Raw genomic sequence first — 14,134 nt, forward strand, 5'->3', positions numbered from 1 at the left:
TTGCAAACCATATTTAACATGGTCGTAACCGGACTTTTACAACCCCTAGCGTTCTTTGCGCAAGATTTTAGAGATCATACAAACAATGAAAAATTTTTTAATAGGTATACTATTTATTATCAGTGCAGGAGTCACTGCACAGAGCACCGGTTCTATAGTTGGAAAGCTAACGGACAAGGAATACAATGATGAACCACTTGCTTTTGCTAACATATTAATTAAAGGCACTACGAAGGGTGCCACTTCTGATTTTGACGGACTTTATGAAATTGACAACCTTGAACCTGGCATTTATGTCGTTGTCTTCAGTTATTTAGGTTACGAAACCATAGAAGTGCCTGGAGTAAATGTGGAAGCGGGAAAGGTGACCACTGTTAATGTACCCATGAGTGCATCAGAAGGAATGGCTTTGGAAGAAGTTACGGTAGTTACAACATCAAGAAAAGACTCTGAGGTTGCCCTGTTATTGCAACAAAAAAATGCCTCTATAATGCAAGAGGCAATTAGTGCGGAAGCATTAACATTAAAAGGTATAGATGATGCTGCCGCTGCGGTCGCGCAAATTTCGGGTATTTCAAAACAGCAAGGCTCGAGCAATGTATATGTTAGGGGATTAGGTGATAGGTATCAAAACACTACTATGAACGGTCTGTCACTGCCATCCAATGATGTAAACAAAAAGAATATCAATTTAGATTTATTTGCCTCAAGCATTATTGAGAATGTATCTGTAAGTAAAGCGTACAATAGCTCATATTATTCAGATTTTGCAGCGGGTAACGTTAATATTAAGTCCAAAGAGTATACTGGTAACGGATATTTTGATATTTCTATTGGTAGTGGCCTAAACACGAACGCCTATGGAGAGGATTTTTATAAAAGTGAGGGAACTAGCGCTTATGGCTTTTATAATAGATATGACAACAACCCTTTCGCCGTTGTTCTTTCTCATGGTGTTGACCCGGAAAATTCATGGGACCCTATCAATTTAAATGGAGCGGTCGAGGGAGGTTACTCTTTCAATTTTGAAAATGAATCGAGATTGAGCTTCTTTGCATCCGCCGGATTTGATAGCGGATATCAGTTGTTGAAAGGACCTGCTAGGGATTTCACCAATGTATTGAAAGTGGATTTCCCAAATGTTGAGGAGTATGCCTATAAAACATCCACAACGGCACTTCTAAATACTACCTATAAAATTAATAACGACCATAAAATCAATTATAACAGCCTGTTTATAAATAGTGCAACAGACGCCGTTGGTTTTTATGGTGTTAACGGACAAGGTAAAAATAGGGATGCCATTTTGGATACCGACCAAGGATTCTATATTATGAACGTTCAGTTCAATCAAGATATGATATTTGTGAACCAATTAACAGGTCAGCATATCTTTGATGAAAAATTTAGCCTAGACTGGGGTACGGGTTATAATAAGGTTTTTTCCTATGAACCTGACAGGAAGAGGATAACCTTGGAGAATTATCAATTTGCATTAGATAGTGATCCTTCCACAAATCCTGTTTTCTACACCAATATTCCTTTTGATAATCAGCGTTTTTTTCAAGATATAGAGGACGATGAATTAAACAGTTTTATCAATTTAACCTACAAACCCTCCGAAAATATCACTTGGAATTTTGGATATAACGGTAGAACAAAAGAAAGAAATTTCAGCAGTATTAGATACGGATATGATATACAGGATAGGGACGGTAATCCCGTAACCGATGTAAACAATTTCAATAGCATATTCAATGTAAACAACATTAATATTCCAAGTGGAAGTGGTATTTACAACTTATTGGTCTTAAACCCAATAAACAATGAAATTGGTAATGTCAATAGGCCTGGATTACCGGAAAACACTTATAAAGGTAATCCGGATATTCATGCCGGATTCATCACAGCAACCGTTAAGGCCGGTGAGAAATGGACATTTATACCTGGTTTTAGGGCTGAGTCCTTTAGTCAAAAAGTACAATATGATGTAATCAACATAAGGCCGGATGATCCGGGAATTAGAACGGTATATGAGAATTTATTCTTACCCAGTTTAAATATCAAATATACATTGAACGATGATTCCAATATTAGGTTCGCTTTTAGTAAAACGGCCTCATTTCCCGAGTTCAAGGAAGCTGCACCTTTTGTTTACGAATCCGTTACACAACGAGTTGGGGGTAATCCGGACCTTTTAGGGGGTCTAGATGGTACAGGTGCAACGTATTCCGATGTATATAATTTTGATTTAAAATATGAATGGTTCCGTGAACGTGGAGAAATAATCTCTTTGGCAGCATTTGCCAAGACTATCAATGATCCCGTGAACAGGGTCGTTGCCGCGGATGCCACTGGAACACAACGTTATTTTAGAACAGGAGATAGAGCGGATGTTTACGGGGTAGAACTTGAGCTTAGAAAGAATCTTTTAATGGATGAGGACGAGAATGCCATAGTTTCCTTAGGTTTAAATACCGCATATACGAAGACAAAACAAGATTTAAAAGATATTCCTGCCGGGGACTTGAACACCTTTGGAACCTCATTTGATAGGGACTCCGATGAATTGGAGGGGGCTTCTCCTTTTATTATCAACACAGATATCAATTATAGCCCAACTTTTGGAAACTATAAACCAAAAGCAACGCTAGCTTACTCCTATTTCTCAGATAGAATATTCTCCTTAGGAGCTGGTAGTTTGGGGAATATTGTAGAAAAGGCCGTTCCAACGCTCAATTTCATCTCGGAAAAATTCCTTTGGAGACAATTTTGAGGCAAACCTTTCAGCAAAAAACTTATTGAATCCAGATATAAGTTTAGTAAGGGAAGGTACTGATCAAGGGGACATTGTTATTAGAGAATATAACCTTGGATTAAACATAGGACTAACACTCAAGTATAAATTTTAATTTTTAATAGATTCTGAATAATGAAAAACAACTTATTACTTTTATGTATAGCTGCTGGCCTTTTTTGGTCATGCGAAAGCGATGACACCGCTGAAATCGTTATTAACGATAATAGCGTTGTAAACAACACTACTAATAACACTACCGGAGGGGAAGAAACCCCGGAGGAAACAACCGTAAACTTAAGTGGTGTTTACACTGAGAATATTACTTTGGATCCAACAATTGAATATATTGTTACCGGTCCCGTATTGATTGCCAATGGCGCTACATTAACCGTGCCTGCGGGTATGACCATTAAAGCTCAGCCTGTTGGCGTTAATGCTTACATCGCCATTCAACAAGGTGGTAGAATTATTGCCGACGGTTCTGCTAGTGAACCTATCGTTTTTACCTCTAATGCCGCATCACCTGCTTCGGTGATTGGGGTGGAATTGTTCTTTGTGGAAGAGCTCCTATTAACTCTACTCCTGATGGTTCAGAAGATACTGCAACTTCAGAGGTAGGAAGTCTTTCCTATGGAGGTAACAACCCGACCGATAATAGTGGAATCTTGGAATACGTGCGTATCGAATATGCTGGTGGTGCGATTGATGGAAACGCGGAGTTGAACGGTCTTTCCGTTTACGGTGTAGGTAGTGCAACCACTATTGATTATGTTCAGGTATACGAAGGATCCGATGACGGATTCGAGTTTTTTGGCGGTACTGTAAGCGCAAGCCACTTGGTCGTAGTTAACTCTGAGGACGATTCCATAGACTGGACAGAAGGATTTATTGGAACTTTGACCGACGTATATGTACAGCATGGAACAGCACACGATAAAGCTTTTGAATGTGATGGTTTCAATACCGATTTTAGCAACGAAGGCGGTTATTTCTCAAAACCAACCGTTACGAATGTTACCATCGTAGGTGCTAACGATGCTAGTGAAGCTATCCGGTTAAGAGCTGGTACACAAGGAATTTTTACCAACATGGTATTCAATGATTTTGACGAAGCTTTCGATCTTGATGATGCCGATACCGGAACGGGAGTTCTAAGTGGGGATTTAAATGTAACCGATGCTACATTTAACAATGTAACCACAAAACTAAAAAATGATACGGGTGCCGTATTTACTGAAGCAGAATTTATATCTCGGAGATGGTAACGGAACTGGTACCGATATCGCTACTTGGGGTGCGGGTTGGACCGTAGGTATCAACTAAAAGTATATTTAAATTAATATCTAAAAAGCCGGTCCGCGATAGCTATCGCGACCGGCTTTTTGCATTTCATCGAAAAATTTAAAGAAAGGATTCTATCGTATTGACATTCAGGTTCTATAATTCCTATATTTGTGGCATAGCATTTGTAACCAGCTATATATGAAGCACCTTTACCTCATTGTTTTCTTACTTTTTTTCGCTGTCGGTTTTGGACAAAGCTCCCAAAATCAAGGGGACATAGAGGGTTTTAGTATGTATCCCAACCCGGTTACAAATGGTAAGGTTTACATTACCACGGCCAATAACGCCCCTAAGGAAATCTTTGTATACGACGTCTTTGGAACCTTAATCCTCAAGACTACAATTTTGGGTAAGGAATTGTCCTTGAACGATATGGATGCCGGCGTTTACGTCCTTAGAGTTTTTGAAAAAGGATAAAATGGCGACCAGAAAGCTCATTGTCAAGTAAATTTCCCACTAATATCACAATTTCTTCCATCGATAATCGGTATTAAAAATCCGATGAATTGCAAGGGCTATTTTATTGACATACAAAATATTACAGTTCACAACATTTTTATTTTTACCCGCATCCATTGAAGTAACTTTATGGTGTTGATCCCAAATCAATGCCCTATGAAAAAAATCTACTTTGTCCTAGTTATGGGATTTTCCTTCATGGTATATGGCCAAGACTCCATTGATTTTAGGAATCTAAAAAATGAGGAAATATCCGGTTTCAAACTATATCCAAACCCTGCCACTGCGGATATGGTCTATGTGACGACCGAAAAAAACGATACCAAGGAAATAAGAATCTATGATGTGTTCGGGGAATTAGTATTAACCGATCGTATTTCCAATAAAACCTTGGATATTTCCAGGCTTTCACCAGGCGTTTATGTGATCCAAGTAACGGAAAACAAAAAATCCATCAACAGAAAGTTAGTGGTAAAGTAGTCTTTGCAATAGCCAAACTATTCCTCCTTACTACATTCTTTCTTAAGTGTTCTTTACCTTTGCGGGAATTTAATTTTCCATGAATCTAGGAAGTATTTTTTCCATTTCATCCAAAACAGAATTTGAAGCCAAAAGCTTGGATATTTTCCGTTTCCAATACAAAAACAATGCTGTTTACCAAAGGTTCTGTAACTATTTAAATGTTGTACCACAACATGTTAATGCCCTTGAGAGCATACCCTTTCTTCCCATACAATTCTTTAAGGATTATAAAGTTGTAAGTACTTCACAAACGGACCAAGCCATTTTCACGAGTAGTGGAACTACGGGGGCTATTGTAAGTAAACACTACGTTTCAGACATCGCTCTATATCAGGAGAGCTTTTTAAAGGGCTTTGAAAGGTTTTATGGCCCTATAGAGGATTATTGCGTGTTGGCCCTTCTTCCGTCCTATCTTGAGCGGGAAGGTTCCTCTTTGGTTTATATGGTTAACGATTTAATTGAAAAGAGCAAGCATCCAAAAAGCGGGTTTTTTTTGAATGATTTTAGGATGTTAAAATCGGTTCTAATGGAACTGGAGGCGAACAACCAAAAGACCCTATTAATAGGTGTTTCATTTGCACTTTTGGATTTTTCCGAAGAGTATCCGCTACAATTAAAAAACACCATTGTTATGGAGACCGGCGGAATGAAAGGACGCAGAAAGGAATTGATTCGTAAGGAATTACACGAACAACTGAAAAAGGGATTTCAGATAGACCACATACATTCAGAGTACGGAATGACAGAATTACTTTCCCAAGCTTATTCCAAAGGAAATAGTCTTTTTGAATGTCCACCATGGATGAAAATATTGGTTAGGGATACCGAGGATCCTTTATCGTTATTACCCAATGGAAAGACAGGAGGCATTAATGTGATCGATCTTGCCAACATAAACTCCTGTTCCTTTATAGCAACCCAGGATTTGGGAAAATTATATGATACTGAAAAATTTGAGGTCCTGGGACGTTTTGACCATTCGGATATTAGGGGTTGTAATTTGATGGCACTTTAAGTTCAATCTATTACAAGATCATAATATAAATCTGAGCCATCACAAGCTTTCCACATACTTTCCAATTTTCTATTGGAAATATACCTAAGTATTTCAATCCCCTCATAGCTAAAGCAACTAGTTGCCAATTCTTTACCGGTTGTAAATGTAAGTTCCAAATAATCAGCATCGTCATTATCAAATTCTACCATTTCAAAGGTCCCTGTCGCTTCTAAAACAGTACCATTCTGTTCCCTACTTTTTAGGAAGGAACCGTCCGGATTAAAAACGTAATATTCCTGCCACTCCATTTCCTCCCCTTTGGTAGAATATTTCACCCAACTTGATGCCATTTCTACAAGCACCCATTTCTGACTTGAAAATTGCAAGTCCTTTCCCTTTAAAACTAAGTCATCGCTTGTACATCCAATTACAAGTATGATTGACAATAGTATCCGAAAGTCATCCTTTCACAATTAAGCAGGTTTTATTTCTTCATTTAAGATACTACAAATTTAGATCGGTTGCGTTAAGACAATGTGAAGTATTATAAACCAGTTTTTTACTTTTAAAAGTTCAGGTTCAAGGTCTTATAAAGTAGTATGCCACCTCATCATCAGCAATATTGGGATTGTCCAAATATACCAAGGACAACTGACGCCCTTTTACCTGAAATTGATAACTGGTACCGTCCGTGAAATCGAGAATGTTGTTTTGTCCACCATAATAATATTCCCCAGCTTCCTTGAAAAATTGACTGGTGCCTTCATTAATGACAGTAAGCTTGCTGTTTTCAACATCAAAGAACAATTTTGTTTCGGAAAAATCAGTCTCAGGGTCAAATCCACAAAAACAACTTATTTCCTGTAACATCCATTCCCCATGTAATGCAGCATCTTGTATAACAGGGTCATTTTCAGAATCACAAGAGAGCAGTACAATTGAAACTATAAACAACAAAATTCTCTTCATTGCTACACTTTCCAAGAAGATGAAAAAATCAAATAAAGGTTGCCTATTGTGTAACGGTAAGTACGAAATAATTCTTTTTACCTCGTTGGAGTAGTACAAACTTCCCATTGATAAGGTCTTCCTTACTAAGGATATAGTCTTCTTTGACCTTTTCCTTGTTAACAGAAATAGAATTTTGTTTTAACTCACGTCTAGCTTCGCCATTAGAACCCAAAAAACCTGTCCGGGCGGATAGCGCAGCAATCATGTCCAGGCCGTTTTCCAAAGATTCCATGGGAATCTCAGCTTGCGGAACGCCTTCAAAGACGTCCAAAAAGGTTTTTTCATTCAGTCCTTTGAGATCTTGAGATGTAGATTTACCAAAAAGAATGTCGCTGGCCTTTACCGCATTTTCCAAATCCTCCTTGGAATGGACCATTTCAGTAATTTCTTCGGCCAATTTCCTTTGAAGCAATCTTAGGTGAGGGGCTGCAGAATGTTCGGCGACGAGACTCTCTATTTCCTCTTTGGAAAGGAAGGTAAAAATCTTTATATATTTTTCTGCATCCGCATCCGAAGTGTTGAGCCAGTACTGATAAAACTTGTAAGGGGAAGTCCTTTCAGCATCCAGCCAAACATTTCCGCTTTCTGTCTTTCCAAATTTAGTACCGTCGGCCTTGGTGATCAAAGGACAGGTTAGGGCATACCCTTTTCCTCCACCAATTCTTCTAATAAGTTCAGTACCTGTTGTGATATTACCCCACTGATCACTACCTCCCATCTGTAAGGTACAATTGTAGGTTCTGTATAGATGAAGAAAATCGTACCCCTGCACCAGCTGATAGGTGAATTCCGTAAAAGACATTCCTTCCTTTGCTTCGGCAGAAAGTCGCTTTTTCACGGAGTCTTTCGCCATCATATAGTTGACAGTAATATGCTTGCCAACATCACGGATAAAATCCAAAAAGGAAAAGTCCTTCATCCAGTCATAATTGTTGACTAATAAAGCAGCATTTTCGGCGTCGCTTTCAAAATCCAGGAACCTAGCTAATTGATTTTTTAATGCCTCCTGATTATGCCTTAAGGTAGCCTCATCCAATAGGTTACGCTCTGCGGATTTGCCGGAAGGTCCCCTATCATCCCAGTAGCACCGCCCACCAAAGCTATAGGTTTGTGTCCGGCCAACTGAAAGTGCCTTAACATCATGACCCCAACCAAATGGCCTATGTGCAAGGAATCTGCAGTTGGGTCTATTCCAACATAGGCAGATTGCATTCCTTCCATAAGATATTCCTCCGTTCCGGGCATTGCATCGTGTAACATTCCCCTCCATTCCAACTCCTTTACAAAGTTTGAAGCCATTGATATATTTCTTTTTAATTCACTGCAAATATAAAAGGAAAATTGCCGCTGATCAACTTGAAACAAACAGGAATTTATCCAAGGGTATTCCCTAAATTTGAAATATGGTTTTAGTTACCGGAGGCACTGGGTTGGTGGGATCCCACCTAATATTAAGATTAGTTTTATCTAAAATCAAGGTTCGGGCTATTTATAGGTCTTCGCAAAAGCTGGAAGAAGTAAAAAAAGTCTTCTCCTATTACCTAGAAGATGTCCAATCAATTTTTGATCAAATCGAATGGGTAAAAGGCGATATTCTAGACCTTCCTTCCTTGGAAGAGGCCTTTATAGGAATTAACCAGGTATATCATGCCGCTGCACTAATTTCATTTGACCCAAATGACTTTAAGAAACTTAGAAAGGTCAATGCAGAGGGAACGGCCAATATAGTAAACCACTGTATTCACCATAAAATCGACAAACTCTGCTATGTTAGCACTATTGGGACTATTGGAAGGAGTCTACCTCATAAAAGCGCTACGGAAAGCAATGAATGGACAGAGCATCACAGCAATGTTTATGCCTTGACCAAACGTTCCGCTGAAATGGAAGTGTGGAGAGGGACACAGGAGAATTTACAGGTCGTGATAGTGAATCCAGGCGTTATCATAGGACCAGGTTTTTGGAATACCGGAAGCGGCAAACTGTTCACTACGGCGAAAAAAGGCTATCCCTATTATCCACCCGGAGGTACAGGATTTGTTTCCGTGGATGATGTAGTTCAAATTATGTTGAAGCTGATGGAGTCTTCGATTCAAAACGAAAGATTTATACTTGTTGCCGACAACCTTTCATTCAAGACAATCCTAGGAATGATTGCTAAAAACCAGGGAAAGAATCCCCCTAAGAAAGAACTTAAGAAATGGCAATTGGAAATAGGTAGGTATTTCGATTTTTTGAAGACCCTTATTACCGGGAAGCCAAGGTCAATTACCAAAAACTCAATTTATTCCCTATTTCATCCGAGAAACCTACAGTAGCGATAAAATAAGGACAGCTCTTGATTGGGAATTTGAACCCATTGAGAATTCTATTGCTTTTAGTTCCAAAAAGTTTATTGAAGAGTATCCTGCACCAAATTAGTCGAGGATTTAACATTATCCAAAACAGAGTCTCTTTTTTGTTTACTTTCTAGCAATTTCAAACTATCAGCAATCTTGTTTTCTTCCTCTAATTGTATTCTTTTCTCTTCTAAAAGTGCCTCAACCTCAGTATACAAAGCTTCATACTCTAAAGGCAAAGATGCATAATATCGGTCGCTTTCTACAAATAAAGCACTATCTATATCATGCTTTTCTAAAACATAACTAGTTGGTTCTACTCCGTTATCTTTTAAGATTCCCAAATTTACACCTTTAGCTGCATTTAGTATGGCCATATCCTTTAATATCAAAACCATCTTATCCCGCGGAATAAGGTTGTCCGGTTTTTCTATTAATTTTTCACCACAAGAATAGGTAAGTAATAAAATAAGTATGCTTATTCTTAAATTTCTCATCTATTGAAAGTAAGTCTTTTTGCATTTCTTTTTTCTGACACCTTACCATTATCATACGCTAAATGGCCGTTCACAAAAGTATGTGTGACATTGGATCGAAATGAAGTTCCTTCAAAAGGGGACCATCCACACTTATATAAAATATTTTCTTTGGAGACTTGCCAGGATTCATTTAAGGACACAACCGCCAAATCTGCAAAATATCCTTCTCTTATATATCCTCTTTTTTCTATTTGGAACAACTTAGCCGGGTTATGACACATTTTTTCTACAATCTTTTCTAGGCCAATAACTCCATCCAAATGTTTTTCCAACATGGCAGGTAAAGCATGCTGCACCAAAGGCCCTCCGCTAGGGGCACTCGTATATGGTTTGTCCTTTTCCGACAACAGATGGGGAGCATGGTCAGTTGCTATAACATCAATTCTTTCATCTAACAGAGCCTTCCAAAGCGTATCCCTATCCTCGGCCGTTTTCACAGCAGGATTCCATTTAATTAAAGTTCCTTTATCCAAATAATCGGCATCTGAAAACCATAAATGATGTATGCAGACCTCAGCGGTTATTTTCTTTTCTTCTAAAGGAATATCATTCCTGAACAAATCGGTTTCCTTGCCTGTGGAAAGATGAAATACGTGTAATCTAGCACCTGTTTTTTTCGCAAGGGCAATTGCTTTCGAAGAAGAAATATAACAGGCCTCTTCACTTCTAATCAATGGGTGGTATTTTACGGGAATTTCATCACCATACTTTTCCTTATATTTTTCTAAATTTTGACGGATGGTAGTTTCATCTTCGCAGTGCGCGGAAATCACCATGTCCGTATTATTAAAAATCTCTCTATTACGGCCTCATCATCGACCAACATATTTCCAGTTGAAGAACCTAGAAACAATTTAATTCCTGAACAGGCATTTGTATCCAAACGCTTTAATTCTTCCAAATTATCATTGGTGCCTCCGAACAAAAAAGAATAATTTGCAAAAGATGAGTCTTTGGCTATTGAAAATTTATCCTCAAGCTTGGCGATTGTAGTCGTTTGTGGATTGGTATTGGGTTGCTCCATATAGGTAGTAATACCACCAGCAACAGCGGCTCTGCTTTCTGTAGCAATGTTTCCTTTATGGGTGAGGCCAGGTTCCCTAAAATGGACCTGGTCATCTATAATTCCTGGCAAAATATATTTTCCCTCCAAATCCATGACAACGGCCTCCTTGTCTGTAATATCTTCAGAAATTTTTGATATAAAATCCCCTTCTAAAAGAACGTCCAATTCCTTAATCGTACCCTCATTTACGACCTTGCCATTCTTTAATAGTGTTTTACCCATGGTTAAAATCTACTTTTTTGAAAAAGACTACGAAGTTTCATTACAAAAACACCCCGGATAGCTTCGCTGATTATGGAAGAGCTCATCTTGGATTTTCCTTTTAGCCTATCCTTAAAAATAATGGAAACCTCCTCAATCTTATAATTTTTTAGGTATGCCCTAAACTTCATTTCTATTTGAAATGCATATCCTATAAAACGAACGGAATCCAAGTCTATATTTTCCAAGACACGTCTTTTGTAACACACAAAACCTGCCGTTGGATCATGAACCCTCATCCCGGTAATCATTTTCACGTAAAATGACGCTCCATAAGATAATAAAACCCTATATAAGGGCCAGTTGACTACATTGACTCCTTTTTTGTATCTAGATCCAACCGAAACGTCCGCGCCATTTTCACAGGCCTTCAACAAACGCAATAGGTCAGTTGGATTATGTGAGAAATCGGCATCCATTTCAAATATATAATCATATTTTTTTGCAATGGCCCATTTAAATCCATGAATATAAGCAGTCCCCAAACCCGATTTTTCTTGTCTTACTTCCAAAAAAAGAGCATCCTTAAACTGATGCTGTAATTGTCTTACCCGATCAGCAGTACCATCTCGGGAGTTATCGTCCACAATAAGTACATGAAAGCTTTTCGGCAATTGAAAAACAGCATTGATAATGGCATCAATATTCTCAATTTCATTGTAAGTAGGAATGATTACAACACTGTTGGACATCGGTTCATGCTATATGGGCACAAAAATAGTGTTTTAATAATGGCGAAAAAATCGCATGGTGTCTTAAATGTCAATTTACAAAAGGAAAACAACCGTAAGTTTGTAATTTTACACCTTTAAAGACTGCCAATGTTCAAAAAAATCCCAAGGCAATTCTATTATTTTCTTGCAGCATTTTTTGTACTGAATCTATTACAATCCGTATTTACGGAATTGATATTTGATGAAGCCTATTATTGGTACTACAGTCAAAATATGGATTGGGGCTATTTTGACCACCCTCCTATGGTAGCCCTGCTAATAAAAGGTAGCAGTCTCTTTTTTAATGGAGAACTTGGGGTCCGTTTTGTGAGCTGTATTATTTCTGCCCTGAACTTTGTTGTTTTATGGTTGCTAATAGACCATCCAAAAAAGAATTTATACGTACCCCATTTCTTTGTCCTGGTCTTTTCCATGACTTTATTAAACGCCTACGGTTTCTTTACCCTACCGGATACCCCTTTGTTATTTTTTACTTCCTGCTTTTTATTGTCTTATAAGTACTTCTTGAAAAGCCCAAAGTTTGGAACAGCCATTATATTGGGAATTTTCATGGCGGCATTAATGTATAGTAAATACCATGCCGTACTGGTTATTATGTTCGTGTTGCTTTCGAACCTAAACCTAGTTAAAAACAAATATGCATGGTTATCGGTCATAGTCGCATTGATGTGTTATGCCCCACACTTTTATTGGCTTTACGAAAACGATTTTGTAAGCATAAAATATCACTTATACGAGCGTCCAAACGATGCCTATCAGTTTGAAAAATATACGTTGGGCTTTTTTGTAAACCTAATTGCCCTATTCGGACTCACCTTTCCTTTTATCTATTACGCCCTATTCAAAACAAAAAGTAGAGACTTATTTAACAAAGCGCTACTATTCTTGACTTATGGAGTTATCCTATTTTTCTTTTTGTCAAGTTTCAACAGGAGGGTTCAGACTCAATGGATCATTGTAATCTGTATCCCATTGGTGGTCATTGTCTATAATTTTATGTTAGGGAACAAACCCATTCTTAAGTGGATTATGAGATTGGGGATCGTTAATAGCCTAATAATTCTTTATTTGAGGATAGGTTTGGTCTACCAACCTATACTTTTCAACTTTTATTATGAAAGTCATGGAAACAAGGCTTGGGTAGAGGCAATTTATAAAGAGGTGGGTGATATTCCCATGGTTTTTGAAAATTCATATAGAAATGCTCCTATGTATGAATTTTATTCAGGAGGCATCCCTACTTTTTCCCTTAATAATGTCATGTATAGAAAGAACCAATATTCCATAGACAATTCAGAGGAACGTGTAAGGGGCAAAAAAGTGGCATATATATCCAAGTATATTAGCGACAATACATTTTCACATACCAAACCTGATGGCGGAATTTTAAAGGGTAAGTACATTTCCGAATTTAGCTCCTACAGAAAGTTGGAATGTATCCTTGAAGAGGATAAGGTATCTCTTGGGAATTCCAATTACCATCTTAAGGTTATCAATCCTTATGATTTTGATATTGATATTTCTAAACTCAAATTTTCTATAGCATATTTGAGTCCATATAAAATCACCCTTGGTTTAAAACCAGTTGAACCAAGACCAATGAAAGACAGTCTACAAATTTTAGCGAAAAATGATTCTATAGACTTTAGTTTGGATATCCCCGATTATGATAAGGAAAAAGTAGGTTATATTAGGGTTGTTATTTCAGAAAATGGACTTTATCCCGGTTTGAACGGAAAACCAACACCCATACAGTAATGGAGCCAATTAACAGGATTACCGAAAATTTAGATTGGATTACACTTGTGTTATTTGGCAGTTTGTTACTAATAGTTATCGCTAAAAAAATTTTCTACACACGTTTCTTGAATTTTATCATTTTACCCTTCAACAACAAGTACATTATCATGTACAACAAAAAAGAAAAATTATTTAATTGGTTTCATATACTCCTTACGGTATTCCAAATTATAAATATTTCTCTATTCGCATTTCTTGCCTGGAAAGCCTACTTAAGTCCGAGAAATCATCCCTACTAAAGTCACTTTTTTTGCAATCCTAG

13 protein-coding genes and 2 pseudogenes are annotated in these 14,134 nt (G+C 37.7%); 9 read left to right on the plus strand and 6 right to left on the minus strand.

Annotation, left to right across the window (positions count from 1 at the left end):
* Nucleotides 1-85 precede the first annotated feature (85 nt).
* The 6 genes from NYZ99_RS17865 (at nucleotide 86) to NYZ99_RS17885 (ending at nucleotide 6,140) form a co-directional block, all read left to right on the plus strand.
* Complete coding sequence (locus NYZ99_RS17865) at nucleotides 86-2,776, plus strand: TonB-dependent receptor (protein WP_260572547.1); 2,691 nt, start codon at nucleotides 86-88, stop codon at nucleotides 2,774-2,776.
* Nucleotides 2,777-2,932: 156 nt separating this feature from the next.
* Nucleotides 2,933-3,418: a hypothetical protein gene (locus NYZ99_RS22305; RefSeq protein WP_338039101.1), complete on the plus strand. Its 486-nt coding sequence runs from the start codon at nucleotides 2,933-2,935 to the stop codon at nucleotides 3,416-3,418.
* Between the two features lie 47 nt (nucleotides 3,419-3,465).
* Complete coding sequence (locus tag NYZ99_RS22310; protein WP_338039102.1) at nucleotides 3,466-4,065, plus strand: hypothetical protein; 600 nt, start codon at nucleotides 3,466-3,468, stop codon at nucleotides 4,063-4,065.
* A gap of 217 nt (nucleotides 4,066-4,282) precedes the next feature.
* Nucleotides 4,283-4,561: a T9SS type A sorting domain-containing protein gene (locus NYZ99_RS17875; RefSeq protein ID WP_260572548.1), complete on the plus strand. Its 279-nt coding sequence runs from the start codon at nucleotides 4,283-4,285 to the stop codon at nucleotides 4,559-4,561.
* Nucleotides 4,562-4,759: 198 nt separating this feature from the next.
* Nucleotides 4,760-5,083 (plus strand): T9SS type A sorting domain-containing protein, encoded by a 324-nt coding sequence (locus NYZ99_RS17880; protein WP_260572549.1) that lies wholly within the window; start codon nucleotides 4,760-4,762, stop codon nucleotides 5,081-5,083.
* 79 nt (nucleotides 5,084-5,162) lie between these two features.
* Nucleotides 5,163-6,140 carry a LuxE/PaaK family acyltransferase gene (locus tag NYZ99_RS17885; RefSeq protein ID WP_260572550.1) on the plus strand — a complete coding sequence of 326 codons (978 nt, stop codon included), beginning with the start codon at nucleotides 5,163-5,165 and terminating at the stop codon, nucleotides 6,138-6,140.
* A 2-nt stretch (nucleotides 6,141-6,142) separates the two neighbouring features.
* Here NYZ99_RS17885 and NYZ99_RS17890 read toward each other — a convergent pair whose 3' ends face one another.
* The 3 genes and pseudogenes from NYZ99_RS17890 to tyrS all read right to left on the minus strand — a co-directional run bounded on the left by NYZ99_RS17890 (nucleotide 6,143) and on the right by tyrS (nucleotide 8,432).
* Nucleotides 6,143-6,457: a hypothetical protein gene (locus NYZ99_RS17890; protein ID WP_260572551.1), complete on the minus strand. Its 315-nt coding sequence runs from the start codon at nucleotides 6,455-6,457 to the stop codon at nucleotides 6,143-6,145.
* A 244-nt stretch (nucleotides 6,458-6,701) separates the two neighbouring features.
* The gene (locus NYZ99_RS17895; protein WP_260572552.1) at nucleotides 6,702-7,091 is read right to left on the minus strand and encodes a hypothetical protein; all 390 of its coding nucleotides are present in this window, start codon (nucleotides 7,089-7,091) and stop codon (nucleotides 6,702-6,704) included.
* A 43-nt stretch (nucleotides 7,092-7,134) separates the two neighbouring features.
* Nucleotides 7,135-8,432: pseudogene (gene tyrS, locus NYZ99_RS17900) on the minus strand (tyrosine--tRNA ligase).
* Nucleotides 8,433-8,536: 104 nt separating this feature from the next.
* Here tyrS and NYZ99_RS17905 point away from each other — a divergent pair.
* Nucleotides 8,537-9,451, plus strand: coding sequence for an NAD-dependent epimerase/dehydratase family protein (locus NYZ99_RS17905; RefSeq protein WP_338039103.1), 915 nt, complete (start codon nucleotides 8,537-8,539; stop codon nucleotides 9,449-9,451).
* Nucleotides 9,452-9,525: 74 nt separating this feature from the next.
* Here NYZ99_RS17905 and NYZ99_RS17910 read toward each other — a convergent pair whose 3' ends face one another.
* The 3 genes and pseudogenes from NYZ99_RS17910 to NYZ99_RS17920 all read right to left on the minus strand — a co-directional run bounded on the left by NYZ99_RS17910 (nucleotide 9,526) and on the right by NYZ99_RS17920 (nucleotide 12,030).
* Entirely contained in the window at nucleotides 9,526-9,969 is a 444-nt protein-coding gene (locus NYZ99_RS17910; protein ID WP_260572553.1) for a DUF4296 domain-containing protein, read from the minus strand.
* Nucleotides 9,966-11,299, minus strand: a pseudogene (locus NYZ99_RS17915) (dihydroorotase). Before NYZ99_RS17915 ends, NYZ99_RS17910 begins: the two are co-directional and overlap by 4 nt.
* 2 nt (nucleotides 11,300-11,301) lie before the next feature.
* A complete protein-coding gene (locus tag NYZ99_RS17920) occupies nucleotides 11,302-12,030 on the minus strand; it encodes a polyprenol monophosphomannose synthase (protein ID WP_260572554.1) in 729 nt (242 codons plus the stop codon).
* 129 nt (nucleotides 12,031-12,159) lie between these two features.
* Here NYZ99_RS17920 and NYZ99_RS17925 point away from each other — a divergent pair, with 129 nt between their 5' ends.
* Nucleotides 12,160-13,830 (plus strand): ArnT family glycosyltransferase, encoded by a 1,671-nt coding sequence (locus NYZ99_RS17925; RefSeq protein ID WP_260572555.1) that lies wholly within the window; start codon nucleotides 12,160-12,162, stop codon nucleotides 13,828-13,830.
* Complete coding sequence (locus NYZ99_RS17930) at nucleotides 13,830-14,111, plus strand: DUF4271 domain-containing protein (protein ID WP_260572556.1); 282 nt, start codon at nucleotides 13,830-13,832, stop codon at nucleotides 14,109-14,111. The genes NYZ99_RS17925 and NYZ99_RS17930 overlap by 1 nt, the downstream gene beginning before the upstream one ends.
* Nucleotides 14,112-14,134 lie beyond the last annotated feature (23 nt).

The sequence above is a fragment of the Maribacter litopenaei genome (genome assembly GCF_025244665.1).
Taxonomy (GTDB): Bacteria; Bacteroidota; Bacteroidia; order Flavobacteriales; family Flavobacteriaceae; genus Maribacter; species Maribacter litopenaei.

What these genes read in the sequence shown, in the direction of transcription:
- NYZ99_RS17865 (WP_260572547.1), top strand. Translation starts at nt 86, where the DNA reads ATGAAAAATTTTTTAATAGGTATACTATTTATTATCAGTGCAGGAGTC.
- NYZ99_RS22305 (WP_338039101.1), top strand. Translation starts at nt 2,933, where the DNA reads ATGAAAAACAACTTATTACTTTTATGTATAGCTGCTGGCCTTTTTTGG.
- NYZ99_RS17875 (WP_260572548.1), top strand. Translation starts at nt 4,283, where the DNA reads ATGAAGCACCTTTACCTCATTGTTTTCTTACTTTTTTTCGCTGTCGGT.
- NYZ99_RS17880 (WP_260572549.1), top strand. Translation starts at nt 4,760, where the DNA reads ATGAAAAAAATCTACTTTGTCCTAGTTATGGGATTTTCCTTCATGGTA.
- NYZ99_RS17885 (WP_260572550.1), top strand. Translation starts at nt 5,163, where the DNA reads ATGAATCTAGGAAGTATTTTTTCCATTTCATCCAAAACAGAATTTGAA.
- NYZ99_RS17895 (WP_260572552.1), bottom strand. Translation starts at nt 7,091, where the DNA reads ATGAAGAGAATTTTGTTGTTTATAGTTTCAATTGTACTGCTCTCTTGT.
- NYZ99_RS17905 (WP_338039103.1), top strand. Translation starts at nt 8,537, where the DNA reads ATGGTTTTAGTTACCGGAGGCACTGGGTTGGTGGGATCCCACCTAATA.
- NYZ99_RS17910 (WP_260572553.1), bottom strand. Translation starts at nt 9,969, where the DNA reads ATGAGAAATTTAAGAATAAGCATACTTATTTTATTACTTACCTATTCT.
- NYZ99_RS17920 (WP_260572554.1), bottom strand. Translation starts at nt 12,030, where the DNA reads ATGTCCAACAGTGTTGTAATCATTCCTACTTACAATGAAATTGAGAAT.
- NYZ99_RS17925 (WP_260572555.1), top strand. Translation starts at nt 12,160, where the DNA reads ATGTTCAAAAAAATCCCAAGGCAATTCTATTATTTTCTTGCAGCATTT.
- NYZ99_RS17930 (WP_260572556.1), top strand. Translation starts at nt 13,830, where the DNA reads ATGGAGCCAATTAACAGGATTACCGAAAATTTAGATTGGATTACACTT.